This is a genomic window from Streptomyces sp. NPDC086777 (genome assembly GCF_040702065.1).
GTDB lineage: Bacteria > Actinomycetota > Actinomycetes > Streptomycetales > Streptomycetaceae > Streptomyces.
In genome coordinates this window covers 44,391-65,353 of the sequence record NZ_JBFBJI010000001.1, presented here as the reverse complement: position 1 = coordinate 65,353, position 20,963 = coordinate 44,391, and the positions used below count along the sequence as shown (strand labels likewise).

The 20,963-nt window shown below is 71.1% G+C and carries 16 protein-coding genes; 4 read left to right on the top strand and 12 right to left on the bottom strand.

Features of this window, described 5'->3' with window-relative positions; all coding sequences use genetic code 11:
- Window positions 1–746: 746 nt before the first annotated feature.
- The 6 genes from AB0472_RS00300 to AB0472_RS00275 all read right to left on the bottom strand — a co-directional run bounded on the left by AB0472_RS00300 (window position 747) and on the right by AB0472_RS00275 (window position 8,810).
- Window positions 747–1,463, bottom strand: coding sequence for a ParA family protein (locus AB0472_RS00300; RefSeq protein ID WP_366352011.1), 717 nt, complete (start codon window positions 1,461–1,463; stop codon window positions 747–749).
- A 190-nt stretch (window positions 1,464–1,653) separates the two neighbouring features.
- On the bottom strand, window positions 1,654–2,226 hold the full coding sequence (locus AB0472_RS00295) for a helix-turn-helix domain containing protein (protein ID WP_366352010.1): 573 nt from the start codon (window positions 2,224–2,226) through the stop codon (window positions 1,654–1,656).
- On the bottom strand, window positions 2,223–3,725 hold the full coding sequence (locus AB0472_RS00290; RefSeq protein WP_366352008.1) for a transcriptional regulator: 1,503 nt from the start codon (window positions 3,723–3,725) through the stop codon (window positions 2,223–2,225). Before AB0472_RS00290 ends, AB0472_RS00295 begins: the two co-directional genes overlap by 4 nt.
- Before the next feature lie 522 nt (window positions 3,726–4,247).
- Window positions 4,248–4,805, bottom strand: a complete 558-nt coding sequence (locus tag AB0472_RS00285; RefSeq protein ID WP_366352007.1) for a hypothetical protein — start codon at window positions 4,803–4,805, stop codon at window positions 4,248–4,250.
- The gene (locus tag AB0472_RS00280) at window positions 4,802–6,718 is read right to left on the bottom strand and encodes a hypothetical protein (RefSeq protein WP_366352005.1); all 1,917 of its coding nucleotides are present in this window, start codon (window positions 6,716–6,718) and stop codon (window positions 4,802–4,804) included. Before AB0472_RS00280 ends, AB0472_RS00285 begins: the two co-directional genes overlap by 4 nt.
- Window positions 6,702–8,810, bottom strand: a complete 2,109-nt coding sequence (locus AB0472_RS00275) for a hypothetical protein (protein ID WP_366352003.1) — start codon at window positions 8,808–8,810, stop codon at window positions 6,702–6,704. Before AB0472_RS00275 ends, AB0472_RS00280 begins: the two co-directional genes overlap by 17 nt.
- 889 nt (window positions 8,811–9,699) lie before the next feature.
- Here AB0472_RS00275 and AB0472_RS00270 point away from each other — a divergent pair.
- Window positions 9,700–10,908, top strand: a complete 1,209-nt coding sequence (locus AB0472_RS00270) for a PP2C family protein-serine/threonine phosphatase (protein WP_366352002.1) — start codon at window positions 9,700–9,702, stop codon at window positions 10,906–10,908.
- Window positions 10,909–10,928: 20 nt separating this feature from the next.
- Here AB0472_RS00270 and AB0472_RS00265 read toward each other — a convergent pair whose 3' ends face one another.
- From AB0472_RS00265 to AB0472_RS00255, 3 genes are all read right to left on the bottom strand, one after another.
- Window positions 10,929–11,678 carry an SDR family oxidoreductase gene (locus AB0472_RS00265; protein ID WP_366352000.1) on the bottom strand — a complete coding sequence of 250 codons (750 nt, stop codon included), beginning with the start codon at window positions 11,676–11,678 and terminating at the stop codon, window positions 10,929–10,931.
- A 280-nt stretch (window positions 11,679–11,958) separates the two neighbouring features.
- The gene (locus AB0472_RS00260; protein ID WP_366351998.1) at window positions 11,959–12,981 is read right to left on the bottom strand and encodes an LLM class flavin-dependent oxidoreductase; all 1,023 of its coding nucleotides are present in this window, start codon (window positions 12,979–12,981) and stop codon (window positions 11,959–11,961) included.
- A 198-nt stretch (window positions 12,982–13,179) separates the two neighbouring features.
- On the bottom strand, window positions 13,180–13,578 hold the full coding sequence (locus AB0472_RS00255; protein WP_366352670.1) for a helix-turn-helix domain-containing protein: 399 nt from the start codon (window positions 13,576–13,578) through the stop codon (window positions 13,180–13,182).
- 352 nt (window positions 13,579–13,930) lie between these two features.
- Between AB0472_RS00255 and AB0472_RS00250 the strand changes: the two genes are divergently transcribed.
- Window positions 13,931–14,818, top strand: a complete 888-nt coding sequence (locus AB0472_RS00250; RefSeq protein WP_366351997.1) for an NADP-dependent oxidoreductase — start codon at window positions 13,931–13,933, stop codon at window positions 14,816–14,818.
- 200 nt (window positions 14,819–15,018) lie between these two features.
- Here the strand turns inward: AB0472_RS00250 and AB0472_RS00245 are convergent, their stop codons facing one another.
- Together AB0472_RS00245 and AB0472_RS00240 are read right to left on the bottom strand one after the other, a co-directional pair.
- The gene (locus AB0472_RS00245; RefSeq protein WP_366351995.1) at window positions 15,019–15,657 is read right to left on the bottom strand and encodes a DUF6518 family protein; all 639 of its coding nucleotides are present in this window, start codon (window positions 15,655–15,657) and stop codon (window positions 15,019–15,021) included.
- Window positions 15,658–15,788: 131 nt separating this feature from the next.
- Complete coding sequence (locus tag AB0472_RS00240) at window positions 15,789–16,478, bottom strand: DUF4142 domain-containing protein (RefSeq protein ID WP_366352669.1); 690 nt, start codon at window positions 16,476–16,478, stop codon at window positions 15,789–15,791.
- 703 nt (window positions 16,479–17,181) lie between these two features.
- On the opposite strand from AB0472_RS00240, the gene AB0472_RS00235 reads away from it, so the two are divergent.
- Both AB0472_RS00235 and AB0472_RS00230 read left to right on the top strand, forming a co-directional pair.
- Complete coding sequence (locus AB0472_RS00235) at window positions 17,182–19,506, top strand: FdhF/YdeP family oxidoreductase (protein WP_366352667.1); 2,325 nt, start codon at window positions 17,182–17,184, stop codon at window positions 19,504–19,506.
- A gap of 407 nt (window positions 19,507–19,913) precedes the next feature.
- Window positions 19,914–20,477 carry a hypothetical protein gene (locus tag AB0472_RS00230; protein ID WP_366351993.1) on the top strand — a complete coding sequence of 188 codons (564 nt, stop codon included), beginning with the start codon at window positions 19,914–19,916 and terminating at the stop codon, window positions 20,475–20,477.
- 76 nt (window positions 20,478–20,553) lie between these two features.
- Here the strand turns inward: AB0472_RS00230 and AB0472_RS00225 are convergent, their stop codons facing one another.
- Complete coding sequence (locus tag AB0472_RS00225) at window positions 20,554–20,907, bottom strand: MazG-like family protein (protein ID WP_366351992.1); 354 nt, start codon at window positions 20,905–20,907, stop codon at window positions 20,554–20,556.
- Between the last annotated feature and the right edge of the window lie 56 nt (window positions 20,908–20,963).

Here is a 20,963-nt window from a genome sequence, read left to right as displayed (position 1 = left end):
GACCGAGGAGTCGAGGCTCTCGCGCGTGATGATCCGTTGGTTGAGAACGGCGGCAGTCTCGGCAATGCCCTGAGGCCGGCCCGGTCCCTGAGCCCATGGGGTTCCCTGGCTCGGTGTTGCCTCCGCCCGCGTGCGCTGCTCCTGGTGAGACACCGGAACATCGCTCCTCACCGGAAAGGCCGTCCCGCCCGGGACCGGAGAAACGGTTGGCCGTACGGCCACGTCGGTGGTGGGGGACACCCCTGCGGTCGGGGAGGTGGCTTGGGCCGGACCGGCCTGCGCAACCTGCTCGACCAGTGGCGCTGGCTGAGCCGCCGGTGCCGCGGGCTCGTCAGCCCGGGCCGCCAACTGCTCGTGACCCTGTGTGGGATGCCCGAAGGGAACTGACCGCACCGCGGCATCTGCCGCGGCCGGACCAGCCGGCTGGGCGGCCGAAGCCTGGTCGGGGCCGCTCGGTGCGACGTCGGCAGTTGGTGGGGCTTGGGGCTGCGGCCTCACGGAGACCATCTCGGTCGGGTTGCCCTTCGCCGCCGTCTCCACAGGGACCGGGGAGGGGGAGGACGGGGCCTCGAACTCACCGGTAGCGGGACGGCCTTCGCCATTCGCGACTGCCTGTTCGGCGGCGAACTGCTCGGGCGTGAGCTCGGCGGTCGGCGGAGGGGGCGGTGGGGTCGTCTTCTTGGCCCCGCCGCCGAGGGTGCGACCGGCGCGGCGGGCGGGGGGCTTCGGCCTCTCGTTCTTCTCGCTCATGCCTCGGTCAGCTCCTTCATCAGGTTGGCGTACTCGCTCAGTTCGGTGGGGATCTCGCCGAAGGCCTCCATGTAGTGCACCCAGGAGTGGATGGTGGTCTCGGCGAGGGGGAAGGGTTCGTCGCGGTCGGGGCCGATGCCCTCGCCCTCGGCGGGCTCCAGCAGCTGGTCCTTCGCCCGGCCCGGCAGGCTGGTGCGGTCGTCGGCCTTGACCATGACGACGTGGGCGGTGACGCCGCGGGCGTTGCGGGCGGCGGCGCGCTCGGCCTCGTCGAAGGTGGCGACGAGCTTGCGGCGCTCGATCTTGGTCGGGGCGACCGGGACGGGCAGCAGGTTCGCCTCGTTAACGGCCTCGTGGAAGATCCGGGCACTGCCTCCGCCCGCGTCGACCACGATCGCGCCGAACTCCGCGCGCTTGGCGTGGATGTACTCGGCGATGTCGTCGAACGGGTACCGCTCGACAACGAGGTTCTCAGGGATCTCGAAGCCGGTGGCCTGGGCGACCTTGAACCAGTCGTAGGCGGACTGACTCGTGGCGTCGGCATCCAGCAGGAGCGTGGGCAGGCCGAGGACGACGGCGTAGTAGAGGGCGATGAACCAGGCGCTGGTGGTCTTGCCGGTGCCGCCCTTGAGCATGGCGACGACGATGACGAAGGTGTCCCAGGTGTGTTCGGCGGCCGGGGCAAGGGCCTTGTGGCGGGTGTTCTCGTTCACGTGTGCGCGATCTGCTGAATCGAAAATGCGGGTGTTAGACGTGTGTGTGGTGGGCGGCTTGGGAGCCCTCTTGGGCATGCCGGGCCGGGCTGGGACGGGGGTGCCCGGGCCGTCCGGGTGAGGCCGGCATGGTGAGCACGGGTGTGTTGTACGGACCATCCGGCCCTGGCGGGGATCTCGACGAGGGCGGTCATGCCTGCTTCTTGTGTGCGTGGCGGGCGGGGCCGTGGCGGTGCTGGGGGCGCATGGGGGTGTGGGCCTGACGCAGGAGGCGGTAGACGGTGGCTGTGGAGTAGTTGCACTCCTGGGCGAGCTCGGGCACCGTCGCCCCGGTTTCGTAGCGCGCCCGCAGCCAGGCCGCGAGCTTGCCCCGCTTCGCCCGGGACCCGGCGGAGCGGATCTGCACCGTCTGCTGGGTGCTGCGTACCGTGCCGCCCGCCTCGACGAGCAGACGGCGGGCTGCCGGCTTCGACTTGCCTGCGGCCGCGGCGAGTTCACCGAGAGTCGCGCCGTGCCTCTCGTAGAGGATGCGCAGCCGTGCCGCCAGGCGCTCGCGGGCCTCCTGGCCCTCGCGCATCCTGCGGGTCTGCCACGAGGTCCGCATCACCGTCCCGGCCTCACGCAGCCGGTTCAGGACCGTCCCGTAGGGCAGACCGCTCGCGGCCACCAGTTCCTGGACCGTCGCCCCGTTCCCGTACTCCTCACGCAGCTTCTGTGCGCTGGGCGGCTCGCCCTCGTGCTGGTTGGGGGGTGGTGGGTTCACGAGGCGGACTCCCATTCGCCGAGGGCTTGGGTATGGGCTGCCGCCAGCTCGTCGTAGGTGCGCTGGTCGGCAGGAGTGATGAGGATCAGCCGGCCGTCCGTGGCCACCCGCCAGTCGGCTGAAGACCGTCCAGTGACGGGATCGAGGACGCGTCCACCCGGGGTGTGCCAGGCGGCCGGGATTTCGTCCGGCCGCACCGAGGGGACCAGGATCTGGCGGCCGTCGCGGAAGATCACCACAGCCCGGCTGCGGTGCTCCGCCAGACGCTCCAGGGTCTTCCGGTAGAGGGCTCGTTCGGCGGTGTGCAGGGCCTTGCGTCGCGCCGCCGTCCCCGCTGTATTCCGCTGGAGGGCTATCTCGTCCCAGCCCCGGGCGGGCTGGGAGTCCGCGGCGGTCTCGTGGCTGGCGGAGTGGCCGATGCCGTGCAGGGCGCCTGGGGTGAGGGTCCAGGTTTCGCCGTGGTGGTGGACGAGGCCGTGGTGGACCAGGCGCCGGAGGGTGCGGTAGCTGGTGGCGCGGGAGACGGAGGAACTGGCGATGAGGTCGGTGATGGTCTGGGCGGGCCGGGCGTGGAGGGCGCTGGTGATCACGAGGGCGGCGCTGCCGAGGCCGTGATGGGCGAAGGCGTCGTGGCCCATGAGACGGGCGAGGACGGTGGAGTCGATGTCCGGTGCAGCCCCTGTCTCGGGGGTGGTCCACTCCTCAAGTGCCGGGTCGGGGGGGTACTGAGTGGTACGGGAACGAGACAACACAGCGAGCGCCACATGCTGGCGAGGGGTGCCCATGGCTAGGTACCAGGTGGAGGCCTCCCGGCCGTGCCCCACGCGCAGGCGGCGCAGCCAGCCGCACGGTTTGAGGACGGTCTCGTAGACGGCGCGCAGGGTCGTCCTGGAGATTCCGGCTTCCTCGGCAGTCTGCCGCTCACTGGCGTGGTGCAGCGGTCCGCCCGCGGTCTCCGCGAAGTTCAGGTGCGCCCGTAGGACCCGCAACGCCGTGCGGCCGCGCTCTCCGCGCCACGGCGTGGTCTCGATCCTGTCGCGCAGCGCGGCCAGGAGCTCGTAGGCGTGATCCCGGGAGCCGAGTGCCACTGTGGTGCCGACGATCTGTACGGCGCTGGCCCACACTCGGTGGATGTAGTCCAGTGCACGAGCCTGCCCGGACCGCAGGGCGATGTCCCGGGCGTGCCGGCCGCCCTCGTGGTCGGGGTGCAGCAGCAACCGCGTCAGCTGCTCCACGCTCCCGCCGGCACGGGCCACGTGACAGGCGATCGCGGCAGTGATCCGGTGACCGTGCTCCGCCAGGCCCTGACGGTTGCTGCGCGGGACCACTGTGCGGCCGTCGCTGCCGAGCCGGTTGTAGCTGCCTGCGGCGTAGCGGCCGGTGAGATCACCGAGCAGGACGAGGCCCGACGCTGCAGGAGGCAGCGGGCGTTGCAGCGCCCTCTCGATGGGGTGAATGGGGTGCTGAGGGAGGGCGGCCTGCGGGATGGGGTATGGCATTGTGGGGTCGTCTCGCAAGGACGTGGACGCCACCGAGGCCCGCTAAAACCACAGGTGGTGTCCGGAACCGACCTCCAATCGGTGCCAGCGAAGCCTCCAGGATTGCCGTCCTGAGGGCTTTCGTACGTCCTGACACCGGACGGAGGTAGGCGTCCCCATCACGGCTCGACCCGATACGAACCAGAGGCCCGTCAGCGGCCCCACTCCCGATCCAGCCCGGCCGACTCGGGCCGCCCAGACGGCTCTTTCGGAGATGACTGCCTCCGACTGCCACTGAGCGACCCGGGTCGAACCGGGGTCGAATCAGAGCGATTTCCTCTGACTGCCTCCGATCGCCTCCGCAACCCGTCCTAGCAGGTCACAGCCGGTCCGATCCTGGAAACCCGCAGGTCGGAAAGGTGCTCCAGGAATACCCGGCGTACAGCCCGACTCGTCTGCCGCTACCTGCGGCTCTGCTCGAAGGACACCACCCTCGCCGAGGGCCCTACGCCTGCGCCGCGCAGGCAGCGTCGCGCAGGCCGGTCACAGCAGAACCAGTCCAACGACCCCGAGGACGAGTGCCACGGAGAGCAGCACCACCGTGGCCCACGCGAGCCGTTCGGTGGCCGACTGGCGGGTGCGCAGGGCCTCGATGTCGGTGGCCCAGGACGTTCCGAGCCGGGTCAGCCGTTCGTCGACCGCCACTTCAAGCGCTGTCGCGGAGGACCGGGTCTCCTCGGCGGCCCGTCTCACCTCGCGGAGAACAGCGGCCGTGTCCTCACGCGCGGCGGCCAACTGGGCCTCGTGGTTCAGCTCCAACTGCTCGGCCAGGTCGTTCTTGACGGTGTTCAGTTGGCGGCGCAGTTCCTGGTTCTCCCGGGCCAGCGCCTCGTACTGTTTCCTCAGCGCGCGGGCGGCGTCCTCCTGCTCGACGGCCGCCCCGTTCAGGCCCTTGTTGAGGGCGGTCAGGGACTTGTCGAGTCGCCCCACCTCCTCGGTGACGCGCTCGACCGCGCTCCTGGCCAGCGGACTGGTGAGCTGCTCTACGACATCCTGGAAGGAGGCCCACAGCGGCTCGGCGGCGGAAGACTCATCGGTCATGGGAACATCCGGTTCAGGTCGTGGATCCCGCGCAGGGCGGCGAGGACGGACCAGGACCGCTCGTCCCCTTCCGACTGCGCCGCCCGGCTCAGCAAGCGGTGGACGTATCTCTCGTTTCTCTGGCTGTGGACGGCCCGCACCGATCGGGCCACCGCGAGGTTGGCCGCGTCCTCGGCCTCTTCCTCGGCCGCCCGTTCGCGCAGTTCGTCCAGCTGGGCGGTAGCGCACGTCAGTGCCTCGGCGGCCTGGTCGGCGTACCGGGACGCCACGGCGTACTGCCGCTCGGCGTCTGCATCGGCCTTGGCCAGCCGGGCGGTCGCGGAGCCGGCGTGCGCGCACAGGGTGGCCCGGATCCAGGCCGGCATGCGCGTGCCGACGCCGGTCATCCGCTCGTAGCAGTGGTCCGGGGTCTCCGAGTCCCGCACGAAGCGTTTCCACCAGCCCTGTTCGCACAGCTCGCAGCAGCCGCACAGCTCGTCGTACTTCTCCCTCGTCTTTGTGCTCAGGTCGTGCGGCGGCTGCCGCGGCGTCTCCGTTCCTTCGAGGGTCTCCCGCCATTCCGCCCACGCTCTGCGGGCGGCCGCCGCCCAGGCGGCGCGCTCCTCCTCCTGCTTCTCGCGGACCAGGTTGCCCTTCATCTCCGGCGCGTTCGGGCGGGTGTAGACGACCGGCCATTCGGCGAGCCTGTTCAGGTTCTCCCGCAGCGCCTCGGCCTTCCGGGAGGCGGCCTTCGCCGCCTCCCGGGCCCGGTCCAGGAGGGCGAGCGCCTCCGTGTGCTCGTGCTTGGCCCGCCGTTCGGTCCGTGCCGCCACGTTCAGCGCCCGCCCTCGGCGTCTGGCGTTGTCCCGTACGACCATCTCGACCCTGGCGGCGATCTCCGCCGCGGCCAGATGCCTGCGGTCCGGGGCGGAGTAGCGGGCAATGGTGTCGCTCAGCCGCCGCAGGAGTTCGTCACAGACGGGGGCCACCGCCTCGGCGTAGCCGGGGTCGCGGTCCAGCAACTCCTTCCAGGAGTCACCGATCTCGACCGGAAACAGGGCGCTCGGTGCGACCGAGGGCAGCTCCGACACCAGCCACTGGTCGGCGTAGTGCTCCTGGACGGCTGCGACGACCCGGTCGCGGGTCCAGCCGGGGGAGCCGGGCTCGCCGAGCACCGCGAACAGGCGCCTGCGCACGCTGTCCCCGCTGAACGCCCGGGTGAACACCAGGCTGAAGCGGTGCGCCTGCTCACCCCAGCCGAGCAGGAAGGGGTTCTCGGCGATCGCCGGGTCCCGGACCATCTCGGCGAACTGGTCCGCCGACACGACGAACACGACGTGGTCCACGACGGGGGCGTAGACCGCCAGCAGGGCCTTGGCCGCCTCCCGTTCCTCGGCTCCGGCGCCGTGCAGCCCCGGCAGGTCGAAGACCCGCAGGTCCGTTCTCCGCTCGGGGCCCGCGAAGCGGTCCGGCAGTCCGATCTCCAGCGGCCGGGCCCGCGGCTCCCAGTGCAGCCGGTCTCCGGTGACGCCGGTCCGGAACGACCTCAGCCGCTTCTTCAGTTGCCCGGAGGTCAGCCAGGTGGTTTCCCGCTGCCCGCCCGACGCGTCGCCCGAGTCGTCGTAGGCCAGGGACCACAGGTTCGGGTCCCCGGACCACTGGTAGCGGATGGGCACCGGTGTCGCCGACCGGCCACGGCCCCGTCCGGCCCGCAAGGGGACGGCAGCCTCGGCTGCGGCCTCCGGGTCGGTCACGCCGAGCAGCCTCAGCAACAGGGTCGTCTTTCCCACCTGAGAGTCACCGAGCACCATCACATGGGCGAGATCGGACTGCTCGAGCGCCTCGTCCACGCCTCGCAGCCGGGCCCGGAGCCGGGCGACGGCCTCGGCCGACCATGCCCAGCGCAGCCGGTCGAGGTCAGCCGAGTTCGTCATGGCCGAGCGCCTCCAGCATGCGCTCGCGGTAGCTCTCCACCGCACGCGTGGCCGACACCAGCCGGAACTGACCGTTGAGTTTGCTGTCCGCCCCCAGCGCCCGCTGCAACCGGGCCTGCAGGATCTCCCGGGTCACGCGGAGCAGTTCGTCCACGTTCTCCTCCACCTGCCGCTCCGCCGCCTCCCGGTACTGGGCCAGCCGCGACCTGGCTATACGGCCGCGCTCGGTCATCGCGTTGTTCCCGGCGTTGAGAAGCGTGGCGCCGACGACACCGGCGCCGAGCGTGGTGAGCAGCAGCGTCGACGCGGTCGCACTCAGCCCGGCGGTCTTCGCGCCTCCCGCGAACAGACCTGCCGAGAGCTGTCCCACGTTCGCTAGCAGGTCGACGTCCTCTTTGACGAACCGGTCCGTGCCCAGCAGGAGGCCGACGGTGCCCAGCAGCGCCTTGCGCTCGTCCGCGAGGCCGCGCAGCATGTGCGACAGTTCTTCGGGTGACTTGGTCGTCTCCAGCGACCCGTCGGGCATCGCGAGCTCACCGACCGCGAACGCCCGGGCGTCGAGTGTCATGAACGGCAGCGCCTTGACAGCCTCGGTGAGCCGGCCTCCGACCTTCATGGCGGGTGAGACGGCGCCCTGGGCGTCGTCCGGCTGCGCGTCGGCGCCGTCGGCAGGCGGTCGGCCCGTCAGCACCAGCGCGACATCCCGGTCGAGACGGCCCTGGGTGAGCGACCCGGTGAAGGCCCCCAGATGGACCTGGCGCTGGACCTGGACGGTCGCCTCGATGCTGCCCAGGTAGGCGGTGTTGGGCCCGGGCAGCCCGGCCAGCTCTGGCTGCTCCGGCTCCGCGGGCGTCAGCCACGCCTGCCTCACCAGCTCGGCCAAACGGTCGTCGCGCTCGTCCCTGCGCAGCCGGAGGAACTCGCCGGTTCGTCGCGCCCCCTCCTTGAACCCTCCGCCGTCATGCAACAGCTTCGTCAACCTGGCCGAAGCCCGCTCCATGTGCCGGTCGTAGTGCTCGGTCACCCTGGGGGTGAGCGCGCGCCGCAGACCGTCGCTCGCTGTGTCGAACTCGTCCAGCAGCCCCTGGATCTGGTCGGCGACCTCGCTGTCGAGGGCCTTGCGGTCACGTACCGCCTTCGCCGATCTGAGGACATTCGCCAGATCCGACCGGATCAGCGCGCGCATCAGGTCGGTCTCCAGCCGTCGGCTGTCCCGGGCGCTGCCGCGCTTGGCGTCGATGCGCGTCCTGAGCGTGTCGATCCAGCCCTTGGGGCTGCTGCCGTCCTTGCCGACGGGTACGACGTCCACCGGGTCGACCCCGAAGACCTCCACCGCGCGGGCGGTACGCTCCTCGATCGCATCGGGCGGCGACGCTTCGCAGCGGGTCACCGCCACCACCAGGTGCAGCTCGTCCTCGTCCCGGCGCAGCAGGCGCAGCAGTTCGGGCTGTCCGGCGTTGGCCAGCCGGCGTTCGTCGGCGACCAGGACCGCGGCCGGACTGGTGGCCAGGACGATCTTCATCAGCTCCTGCCAGTTCTCCTGCGCCCGGCCCCGCTCCAGGCCGGGCAGCAGCACAAAACCGGTACCGTCCAACTGCCAGAGACTCAAAGGCACTTCCAGCTGGGTGAGCAGCACCCGGGCATCCTGGCTCCTCACGTGCCGATGCCACTCCTCGCGCTGCTCGGCGGAGTAGTACCGCCGCTCCACGAGTTGGCCGCTGGCCTCCGCGTCGGTGCCGGGCCGCCGGAAGACCACCACCCCGCGCGGCTCCTGCAGACCGACCCGCTCGACGATGGCGACCGGGCACTTCTCGCCCAGGCCGGTGTTGTCCTCGAGCCAGGTGTCCGCGATCGGATACAGGTTGCGGACGAGCAGTGTCTTTCCGGCGCCCTGTTCGCCGGCGATCGAGACGAACTGGTGCTCGCCGAGCGAACTCAGCACGTAGAGCTGCCGTATCAGAAGCAGCCAGTCGCTGTCGTCGGCACCTCTGATGTCGAGTTCCACACCGAGCCGCATCAGGGCCATGACGAGCCCTTGCAGCAGCCTCTCCGCCTTGACGAAACGGCCGTCGGCGTCTTCCTGTTCGTCCATGTCCCTGTCCTCGGGAGAGTCGTGCGGGCAAACTGCGTGGCGACGCGGGCGTAGCTTTCCGTGTGCGCGCCAGTACGTTCGGTTCCGTGACGGGGGTGTGCCAGGGGCACGTGACGCGCTGTAGGGGGACGTTCAGTATGGCTGTAAACCGCCTGCGAATGAAAGGAGTTGATTCTAGTTCCGGTCGGTTTGTGCTGTGGATCCCGCTACGGTGGCGGACAGGGGCCAGGCGATTGTGCGAGGGGGAACGGCGTGACGCGAGGAGCGGGCCCGGAATCGCGACCTACGCCAACGACGACCGCCTCCAGACGGCCGTCGACGCTCGTCCGCACAGCACCAGTTGTGCGTAAGACTCCGTCGGCGACGTGACGAGGCGGACGGAGTCGGCCACCGGACCGCTTGCGCTTCTGGGTGGGGTGCAGGAAGACCTTCCAACGGCCGCGAAAGCAGCTGCTTGTCCGTTCGCGCCGGCCAGAGCGACGTGACTGGCCTTCCCGGCGCACAGCCCGACCGGTCTGCTGTCTGTGGTCTCCGTCCAGTGAGGAAAGTGCTGGTCGGGGCTGCTCTTTTGTCGGTCGAGAGGCTCGGCCTGCCCCATGGGACCGCCCCGGCGTCACGGGCTTCATCGGCCGGGTGGCGGTGGCCGAACTTGGATCCTCGTGATCCCTGGCGTACCGCCCTTCGCCTTGTGGGCCTTCTCCGGCACCGCATCGGTCACCGACCGGTCGAGCCGGCGGGCGCAGGGTCGTCCGGCGAGCTTCAGGACCCGACACGTCTGCACCCGCGTTCCGCCTCCGTGCGTATGCGCGTGTGTGAGGCGTGGGTCACAGCGGGGCGGTGTCCGGCGGGACAGGGGGAAAACGGGTTCTCTACCGAAAAGGAGGCTGATGTGGCACGCGATCGGATCGCCCTGGCTGAGGTGCTGGCAGCGGCGGAGGACGCCGCGCCGGTGCGCTCTCTCGACGTCGTGGCCCACAATCTGCGCGAGCGGTTCGGTGCCCGGTACGTGTCGTTCCTGTTCGTCGACGTCGTCGGCCGGCGTCTGCTGCGGGTGAGCGAGGAGGCCGCCACGCCCCAGGAGCGCCGCGCCGAGGAGGTCCCCTTCGACGACAGCGTCTACGACGAGGTCCTACGCGTGCAGCAGGCGGTGCGGGTGCCGGAGGGCGAGCGTGGGGACCGGGTGCTCACCCCCGTCACCAACCGCGGTGATGCCATAGGCGTCCTGGAGTTGTTCCTCTCCGAGGCCACCCCGGAAGTGGTGGAGCAGATCGAGGAGGCCGCGCACGCGCTGGCGTACATCATCGTCACAGACCGCCGCTTCACCGACCTCTACCACTGGGGCAACCGCACGACCTCGGTCGGTCTGGCCGCGGAGATCCAGCGCCAGCTCCTGCCCTCCGCCCCCTCCTGCGAGGCCCCGGAGTTCGCTCTCGCCGGCGCCCTGGTCCCGGCCGCCGACATCGCCGGTGACACCTACGACTACACCCTCGACCACGACACCCTGCACCTGTCCGTCACCGACGCCATGGGGCACGACGTCAGCGCCGCACTCATGGCCACTCTCCTGGTCAACGCCTCCCGTGGCGCCCGCCGTGCCGGGTGCGACCTCGCCGAACAGGCCCGCCGCACCCACGAGGCGCTCCTCGCCCACGGCCGGCAGACCTTCGCCACCGGCCAGTTGCTGCGCATCGCCCTGGACGGCAGCAGCGCCCAGCTCGTCAACGCCGGCCACCCCTGGCCCCTGCGGCTGCGCGACGGCACGGTCGAAGAACTGCGTCTGGCGGTGAACCTGCCGTTCGGCGTCGCCACGCGCACGGGACCGTACCGGGTGCAGGATTTCGACCTGCGCCCCGGTGACCGGCTCGTGCTGCACACCGACGGCATGCAGGAACGCCAGGCGAAGAAGGTCGACCTCCCCGGCCTCATCCGTGACACCGCCGCCGAGCACCCGCGCGAGGTCGTGCGGACTCTGGCCACCGCGGTCACCGACGCCTGGGACGGCCATCCGCAGGACGACGCCACCGTCCTGTGCCTGGACTGGCACGGCCCGCAGGTCCGAAGACCGCCGCGCGAACGCCGCCGCCGACGCCCCGAGTGAGGGGCGGTGGGCGGACCGGACTACACCTGCTTGGCGCCGCCGTCGATGAAGATCTCGGTGCCGGTGATGAAGCTGGACTGGCCGGTGGCGAGGAAGAGCGCGAGGTCGGCGACCTCCTCCGGCCGTCCCATCCGTCCCAGGGGCACGATGCCGGCGAGGGTCTCCCGCAGCTGCGCCGCCCCTGCCTCGTCCGCCGCGAGACCGTTGAGGCCGGGGGTGGTGATGGGGCCGGGCGAGATGGTGTTGACGCGGATGCCGCGCCCGCTCAGTTCGTTGGCCCAGGTGCGGGAGAAGGCGCGGATGGCGGCCTTGGAGGCGCCGTAGACACCGAAGGCCGGGTCGCCGGAGACGCCGGCGATGGAGCCCGTGAGGATCACGGAGGCGCCGTCGACCAGAAGGGGGAGCGCCTTCTGGACGGTGAAGACGGTGCCCTTCACATTGCTGTCGAAGGTGGTGTCGTAGTGCTCCTCGGTCATCTGGTCGAGGGGGGCGAACTCGCCGCCGCCGGCGTTGGCGAACAGGACGTCGATGCGGTGTCCGGCGTCGGTGACGGTGGCGTAGAGCCGGTCGAGGTCGGCCAGGTTCGCGCTGTCGGCCTGTACCGGGGTGACGTTGCCGCCGATCTGCTCGGCGGCCTTGTCGAGGGTCTCCTTGCGGCGTCCCGTGATGTAGACGTGGGCGCCTTCCTGCGCGAAGCGCTGCGCCGTGGCCAGCCCGATGCCGCTGGTGCCGCCGGTGATGACGACCGTCTTGCCGTCCAGCTGTCCCATGAGGTCGCTCCTGTGTCCGTGGGGGCCTCCTCGGCCCCCCGTCGCTTTAACTTTCAATCACCCTAGGAGGTGGGTAGGTGATGTGTCAACCATCTAGGTGACACGTCATCTATGAGGTCGCTCGTCCGCTCGGTGGTCCGTCGCGGCGTGCGTCTGCGTGTGCTGCACCGGTGTGTCCGGCTGCCGCATCATGCGGGGGCGAAGACGCCGCCCGGGTCAGGCGCGTCCGCGCCGGACGCTGTCTCCCCTGGCGGCACCTGCCGTGGCACGGCGCCGGTCGTCAGCGCCAGCCGAGTTCCGGCGCGACGTGCGTCAGGATGCTGCCGACGACATGCGCGTTGTAGTCGACGCCGAGCTGGTTGGGCACCGTGAGCAGCAGTGTGTCGGCGGCGGCGACGGCCTCGTCCTCGGCGAGCTGCTTGACGAGCACGTCGGGCTCGGCGGCGTAGGACCGGCCGAAGATGCTGCGGGTGCTGGGATCGATGTAGCCGATCTGGTCCGTCGAGTCGCGGTCCCCGCCGAAGTACGCACGGTCCCGCTCGTCGACGAGCGGGAAGATGCTGCGGCTGACCGACACCCTGGGGGCGCGAGTGTGTCCCGCGGCGCGCCACGCCTCGTGGTACGCCTCGATCTGCTTGCGCTGCTGGACGTGGAGCGGCTCGCCGCTCTCGTCGTCCTTGAGGGTCGAGCTCTGCAGGTTCATCCCGAGCCCGGCAGCCCAGGCCGCGGTGGCGTTCGAGCCGGAACCCCACCAGATCCGGTCCCGCAGCCCCTCGGAGTGCGGTTCGATGCGCAGCAGACCCGGCGGGTTGGCGAACATCGGCCGGGGGTCGGGCTGGGCGAACCCCTCACCCCTGAGTACGTCGAGCAGTTCCTCGGTGTGTGCGCGGGCCAGGTCGGCGTCGGTCCCGCCCTCCGGCGGCCGGTAACCGAAGTGCCGCCAGCCGTCGACGACCTGCTCCGGTGAGCCCCGGCTGAGGCCGAGCTGGAGCCGGCCGCCCGAGATCAGGTCGGCCGCGCCCGCGTCCTCCGCCATGTACAGGGGGTTCTCGTAGCGCATGTCGATCACACCGGTGCCGATCTCGATCCGGCTGGTGCGCGCACCGATCGCGGCGAGCAGGGGGAACGGGGAAGCATGCTGGCGCGCGAAGTGGTGGACGCGGAAGTAGGCGCCGTCCGCCCCCAGCTCCTCCGCGGCGACCGCCAGGTCGATCGCCTGCAGCAGGGAGTCCGCGGCGGAGCGCGTCTGAGAGTGCGGCGACGGCGTCCAGTGCCCGAAGGACAGGAACCCGATCTTTTTCATACCGCTTTCAACAATCGGTGACCGGGTTCATTCCGCTGTGCCCCGCCGGTCCGGGCGGGGTCAGGAGTCCCGGCGACTGCCGGAGCCGGGTCGGCGGCCGATGTCTCGGGTCTTGAGTCCTTGGGCCCGCGCCGCCGCTGCACGCGGGGCCTGGGCGGGGAGAGGGGGGAGAGAGGAGGGAGAGAGAGGGACCCCCGACTACTTGGTGTCGATCTTCTCGATGACCGTGTCGGTGATCTCCGCGAGCAGCGTGATCTGGCCGGGCGAGAGGTGGTCGAGGAAGAGGCGCCGGACGTCCTTGACGTGCTGGGGCGCTGCGGCGTCCAGGGCGGCACGGCCCGCCGGGGTGACCGTCATGTACGCCCCGCGTCCGTCGTCGATGCACTCCTCCCGGGCGACCAGCCCGCGCTTCGCCATGCGCGCCAGCTGGTGTGACACCCGGCTCTTCTCCCACCCGAGCACCTTCGCGAGTTCCAGCACGCGCAGTCGGTCGCCGGGCGCGCGGGACAGCTCGGCGAGCACGGGATAGTCGGTCGCCGACAACCCGAACTCGCTCTGCAGCGTCCGGCCGGCCTGATGGACCAGCAGGTCGTGCATGCGCAGCATGCCGCGCCAGGCTCGTTCCTCCACGGGACTCAGCCAGCGGGGCGCTTCCTCCTCCATGGCCCCACCCTATGAGTAGGTTGACCCTTCCACCATCCTGCCCGCGGGGTCACGGACAACCGCTCGCTCCCGGTCAGCCGTGCCGTCAGCGGTCCGGGTCGGCCATCGACGTCACGTCGATGTCGCGGGGTCCCTCTCCGTGTCTGCCCGTTCCTGGGGGCCGGTCAGGTCGACTTCGCGGGTGCGGGGCGACCAGATATGTGATACATCAACTACATGCATCGCGTGGAATGAAGCGCGAACGGGGTGAGGAAGGGGGCGAGTCGTCGTGTCGAACGCCGTCGTCATGACTGGGTACGGTCCGCCGGATGTCCTGGAGTGGGCGGAGGTTCCCGTGCCGCGGCCCGGTGACGGGGAGATCCGGATCAGGGTCCGTGCCGCGGGGGTGGGCCCGACCGACCTGGACATCCGGTCCGGCCGCCTCAGGTTCCCCCTGCCTCCGCGGCCCGTGCTGGGCTACGAGGTCGCCGGTGTCGTCGATGCCGTCGGTCCCGGCGTCCGGGGCGCGCGCGTCGGTGACGAGGTGGCCGCCCTGCTCCTCGGCCGCGGCGGCTACGCCGAATACGCGGTGGCCTCGATCTGGGCGCACAAGCCGGAGTCGGTGTCGTGGGTGGACGCCGCCGCGCTGCCGAGTTCGGTGGAGGCCGCGGCCGGTGTTCTCCGGCAACTGCGGGTCCAGGGCGGAGAGACGCTTCTGCTGCTCGGCGGGGGCGGTTCGGTGGGCGTGATCGCGACGCAGCTGGCGGTCGCCCGGGGCGTGCAGGTCATCAGTGCCGTGGGTGCGCGGGACGAGGAGCTGGCCAGGGAACTCGGAGCATCGCCGGTCCGGTACGGCCCCGGTCTCGTGGCCGCCGTCCGGGCCCTCGGATCCGTGGACGCCGTCTTCGACGCGGCCGGCAAGGGGGCGCTCGCCGACGCCGTGGAACTCGCCGGAGGGCCGCAGCGTGTCATCACCCTGTCCGACCACGCGGCGCCCGAGTTCGGAGTCGTGCTCTCGGTGCCCACGGCGGACCGCGCTCCCGGCGCCCTGGACGAGGGCATGGCCATGCTGGCCGAGGGACGGCTGCGCATGAAGGACCGCAGGCCCATGCCGTTGCAGGACGCCGCGGAGGCGCATCGCCTGCTGGAGAGCGGGGAAGTGCGGGATCGCGTCGTCCTCACCCTCGACGCGTGATCCGGCCACGAGCTCTCGGCCGGCGCGGGGTTTCCGGATCGGCCGTGAAGGAGGCCCCGGTCTTCGGGGGTTCGTGGGGGAGGCTCCGGTCTTCGGGGGTTCGTGGGGGAGGCCCCGGCTTTCGGGGGTCCGTGGGGGAGGCCCCCATGCCGGGGAGGGGGTGCTGCGGGGCCGGCTGCACCCCCTCCCCGGCAAGGGCGTCAGACCGATCCGAGCAGGCCGTTGAGGATGCCCTTCTCGGCAAGGTGGAAGACGACGCCGCCCACGGGAGCGAGAACGGCGCACAGCCAGTAGCGGCGCACCCCGGCGCGCGCCAGGTAGGCGGTCGGAAGAGCGGTGAGCAGCGCGCCGACGGCCAGGAAGACGGCCGCGTCGTCCCAGTAGTGGAGAGCCAGCCCGAACCAGAGGCCCTCGCCCAGCACCACCATCGGGATGACCGCCCCGGCCACCGCCCGTATGTCCCCCTGCCCCCGCCGTACCGTCCACCCGGCCCATCCCAGCAGGGGCCCGCCGGCGAGTCCCGCCATCGACCACACGGCGGCGGTTCCGAGCCCGCCGCTCCCGAAGGTGCCGCCGAGCGTGGACGCCGTGTAGTAGCCGCCGCAGGTGGCGAGCATCATCAACGCTCCGCCCCAGACGGCGAGTTGCCGGCTCCGGATCAGGGCGCCGGCCACGGCGGTCCAGATGATCCAGGTGGACGTCGAGTTGGTCGCGCGGTCCAGCAGGGGCGTCGTCCCGTGCAGGCCGTACGTCGCCCACCCCAGCAGCAGCCCGAAGGCGGTGGCCGCGGTGAGGACGGTGACGGGGGCGTCGCGCCGGAAGGCGATTGCGGAAGCCATGCCTCGGCACTATACACGCCATGTATACACTCAGTGTGTAGTTATCGACCCGAGGACGGCGGACCGGACGGGCTCGCGAGGGGACGGCGGCCGTCCGGTCGGCCCGGGAGAGGCTCGGCCCGGCTCCCCCCTCACCCCACCGTCGGACTGGCCGACACCGTGCTGTTCGCCGGCGGGGTGAGGACGGCCTGCGGCTGACCCGCGACCGCGGGCGGCGGGGTCAGGTCCTGGGCCGGAAGGTTCGGTGCGGCGGTCTCCTGGGCGAGGGCCCGGCCGAAGTCGACCAGGCCGGTCTGCTCCACGACCGTGATGTGGTCCAGGACGGTGTCGTTGGCCTGGTCGGCCAGTGCCCGGACCAGCGAGTTCCTCGTGGTGCTGCGGATGCTCGCGATCGTGGTGAGGAGCTGGCCGTTCGTCGCGCGCACGGTGGTGGCCATGTCCGTGTCGAACTGCTTGCCGTTCTCGCCGTTCAGCCGGGACTCGAAGCCCTGCTGCTGGGGCGACGGCCGGTCGGGCAGCGTGATGCCCAGCTGGTCGGCGACATTGCGGCAGGCGGCGTCCAGGGAGGCATCCCCGTCGACCAGATGCTCCCCGGCGTTCCTGACCGCCTTCGTCGTCCCCTTCTTCGACGCCTTGTGGCCGACGGGGTACTCCCACAGTCCGGCCGCGCGCACCGCGACCACGAAACCCCGGTCGGCTTCTGTCAGCGGTCCGGTCGCCGGGGTGGCGATGACCCGTTCGGGTGCACTGTCTATCTTCTGGACTCCGAGCATGGCGGGGTAGAGGAGGGAGCCGAGGGTCATGCCGAGGGCACCACCCACGAAGAGAGTTCCCGCCGCCTTCCGTGAAACGAGCACCGTGTCTCCTGATCCGGTTCTTCGGATCCCGCACGGACAGACATACGGATGCGAGGGTTCCGTAGAACCTCTTGGGCTCGTCATGGAGTCGTAAAGAGATCGTGCGCCCGCCGGCCCAGCGGCGCGAAGTAGGGCCGTTCGGCCCTGTCGACGGGCCCAGGAAGGGACTGTCGGCCCCTGCCGGGGCCGGGTGCCGCCCGGCCGATCATGTAGCGGCGACCGGGAAGGGCCAGGTCCATTCCCGCACTTCTGGTCCTTTCCGGCTCGTCGACGACACCGACGAGAGGAGGACGCCGTTCGACCGACCAGATGCGGCAGTCGGGGCCGGTCCGGTGTACCCGTGTACACGCACCCTGGTTCCGGGAGCGGCGTGTGGGCCGGCCTGTCGAGCCGAGCCCATGCCCGCGCCCACGCCCCGTCCGACGCCGGGCCGGGGCCGCGACGTGCTGCCCGTGGGCCGGGGCCGCGACGTGCTGCCCGTGGGCCGGGGCCGTGGTGTGCTGCCCGTGGGCCGAGGCCGTGGTGTGCTGTCGGCCTGTTCTAGATCGCCTCGCCTCCCCTGATCGGCGTGCCTAGCATGAGAAGGACGCCGCTGACCCCGGCGGTGTGTTCCCCGCGCCGGCGAAGGGTGAGAGCCGTGAGTACCTCCCACGACGAGCAGAAGCGGATGCGGTCGGCGGATCCGGGGGGCGCCGAGGACCGGGTGGGGCCCCGGCCGGACGGGGAGCCGTTCTTCCATCCGTACCACCATCCCGCCGCGGGCTGGGGCGCTGCCAAGAGCGTGAGCAAGTTCCTGCTGCGGGAGCGGGCGCTCGTCGAGGGGCCCCGGGCGATCATGAAGATGAATCACGAGGACGGGGGGTTCGACTGCCCCGGGTGTGCCTGGCCCGACGACACCAAGGGGCTGCGGCTCGACCTCTGTGAGAACGGCGTCAAACACGTCACCTGGGAGATGACCCGGAAGCGGGTCGGGCGGGAGTTCTTCGCCGAGCACTCCGTCGGTGAGCTGGCCGGGTGGAGCGACTTCGCGCTGGAGGACCAGGGGCGGCTCACCGAGCCCATGGTGTACGACCGTGACTCGGACCACTACGTGCCGATCTGCTGGCGGGACGCGTTCGACCTGGTCGGGCGGGCGCTGCGGGGGCTGGACAGTCCGCATCAGGCGTCCTTCTACACCTCAGGGCGGCTCGGGAACGAGGCCACCTTCCTGTACCAGCTCATGGCCCGTGAACTGGGGACGAACAACCTTCCGGACTGTTCCAACATGTGTCACGAGGCCAGCGGGCGGGCCCTCACCGCCTCGCTGGGGACCGGGAAGGGAACCGTCGACCTGCAGGACTGGGATGCCACCGACGCGCTCTTCATCATGGGTGTGAACGCCGCGTCGAACGCGCCCCGCATGCTCACCGCACTCGCCGCCGCCTACCGACGCGGTGCCCAGATCGTGCACGTCAACCCGCTGATCGAGGCGGCCTCGCGGCGGACGATCATCCCGCACGACTTCCTGGACATGGCGGCCTGCCACTCCACCCGCACCGGCACCCTCGATCTCCAGGTGCGCGTCGGGGGCGACATGGCGCTGATGCGCGGTATCGCCAAGGCCGTCCTCGACCAGGCCACGGCCGATCCCAAGGCACTCGACCAGGAGTTCATCGACCGGTACACGAGCGGGTTCGAGGACTACCGGAAGGCGTGCGAGGCCACCTCCTGGGACGAGATCGAGCGGCAGTCCGGGATCAGCCGTGCCGACATCCTCCGCGCCGCGCGGATCTACCGGGACGCCGACCGCAGCATCGTCAGCTGGTGCCTGGGGGTGAGCCAGCACGAGCACGGGGTCGACACGGTGCGGGAGATCGTCAACGTGCTGCTGCTGCGCGGCAACCTCGGACGGGAGGGGGCCGGGCCCTCGCCGGTCCGTGGGCACAGCAACGTGCAGGGCAACCGGACCTGCGGCATCGATCACCGGCCGACCAGCCAGTTCCTGGACCGGCTCGCCACGGTGTGCGAGATCGACCCGCCCCGGGAGCACGGGCTCGACACCGTCGGCACCATCCGCGCGATGCTCCGCGGCGACGTCAAGGTGTTCGTCGGCATGGGCGGCAACTTCGCCCTCGCCGCGCCCGACACCCGCGCCACCTACGAGGCCCTGCGCAACTGCGACCTCACCGTCCAGGTGAGCACCAAGCTCAACCGCAGCCACCTGGTCCACGGCCGGCAGGCGCTGATCCTGCCCTGCCTCGGCCGTACCGAGAAGGACCACCAGCGGTGCGGCATCCAGGCCACCTCGGTCGAGGACTCCATGAGCATGGTGCACCTGTCCGTGGGGATGAAGAAGCCGGCCTCCTCGCACCTGCTGTCCGAGCCCGCCGTCATCGCCGGGATCGCCCGCGCGGCGCTTCCCGACAGCACCACACCGTGGGCCTGGTACGTCGAGGACTACGACCGTGTCCGCGACACCATGGCCCAGGTCCTCGACGGCTTCGAGGACTTCAACCGGCGGGTGCGGCTGCCGCTGGGGTTCCGGATCCGGCAGCCCGCGCGGGAACTGGTCTTCCGTACGGCCTCCGGGCTCGCCGAGTTCTCCTCGGCGCCGCTGCCCGACGTGGTACCCGCGCCGGGGACCCTGGCGCTCGGCACCATGCGCTCCCACGACCAGTGGAACACCACGATCTACTCCGACAACGACCGCTACCGGGGGATCAGGAACCTCCGCACCCTCGTCTTCATGAACGCGGCCGACATGCGGGAACGCGGCATCGCCGAGTTCGACCCGGTGGACATCGAGAGCACGGCCAAGGACGGCAGCACACGGGTGCTCAACGGCTACCTCGCCATCCCCTACGACCTGCCGCGCGGCTGTGCTGCCGGGTACATGCCCGAGATGAACGTGCTGATCGCCCTGTGCGACTACAGCGAACAGAGCGACCAGCCGTTGATGAAGCACATCCGCGCGACGATCCGGCCGGCCACCGCCGCCCCTGCCGCTTCCTGACGGGACATCGGCGACCGGCCGCGCGCCGCCGCCGAACCGAAGAACCCGTCGAGGAGCGCCAGTTCCAGCGAACGTCGGCCCAGCCGGCCGGGACCGGTGAGGTGTTCGCCGTCTTCCGCGGCCGGCGACCGTGGCGTCCTGCCGGTACGGCACACGTCACGGCCTCGTGCGGTGGACGCGGCGACCCGGTCCTGCCGCACGTGTGTCATGTTCGATGCGGTCGTCGATTGCGGTCGTCGATTGTGGTCGTCGATTGTGGTCGGCGATGTCATCGAACGGGCCGGCGCCGCCGGTTGGGACACCTGCGGCCCGAGTCATGCACGTGGGACGTCCGGTGTGCGTACGCTGTTCACCGCGCGGAACACATCGGCGTCCCGCGCGGAGCACATCGAGGAGAGGTCCGACGTATGTCCGAGTCACCCGGCACCGAGCTGGCGTCCGAGTACAGCGCGCGGATCGCGCGGGACCTCGAAGTCAACGCCCAGGAACAGGACCGCCTCGCCACCGAGATCGCCGCCCTGGAAGAGCAGTTGCGCGGGGTGCGGGAGAACCGGGTGGTGCTGGAGCGGCTGCAGCAGGCGCTCACTCCGCAGTCCTCGGTCTCCCCCGCCCCCGCCCCCGCAGCGGCCGACGCCGACACCGATGCCGTCGTGCCCCACCAGCGGACCGAGCCCACGCCGAACCGCCGTGCCGTCCCGAAGCAGGGCCCCGCGGAGCCGAAGCCGAGCCTGGTCGAGGCGGTCCACGCCTACCTCGCCGAGCAGGAGGAGCCCCGGTCCGCGACCGACGTCGCCGAGGCGATCAGGGCCGCTCAGCCCGGCCGCACCATCAAGACGACGGTGATCCGCACGACGCTGGAGAACCTGGTCGCCAGGAACCAGGCCCGGCGCACCAAGCAGGGCCGGGCGGTCTTCTACACCCTGTCGTCCACGGACGGTCCCGAGGCGCCGGAGGCCGGGGCGGAAGCCTAGGGCACCCGGCCGCGGCACTCGCCCCCGGCCCACCCGGCGCACATGTCCCGCACCACGGCCGGGAGATGTGCGCCGTCTACGGCGCCTGCGGTCCCAGCGAGCGCGCCGTCACCCCCGCCAGATGTCGCCGGAACACCTCCTCCGCGTCCGGCGTCAGCGTCCGCAGGGCCACCAGGGCCGTGATCACCACGTCGCACAGTTCGCCCTGCACGTCCTCCCAGGTGTGCGTGGTGCCCTTGCGGGGGTTCTGGCCGGTCGCGCCGATCACCGCCTGGGCGACCTCGCCGACCTCCTCCGTGAGCTTGAGCATGCGCAGCACGAGGCCGGTCTCGCCGCCGTGCCTCCGGTTGGCGTCCAGCCAGGTCCAGAGGTCCTCGATGGAACTCCACAGGCCGGCGGGATCGCAGGGCGGTGTCCGCTGTTCCGTCATGGCCCGTAGCCTGCCCCGCGCCACCCCGCCGCTACCCCTCCACCCCTCCACCCCTC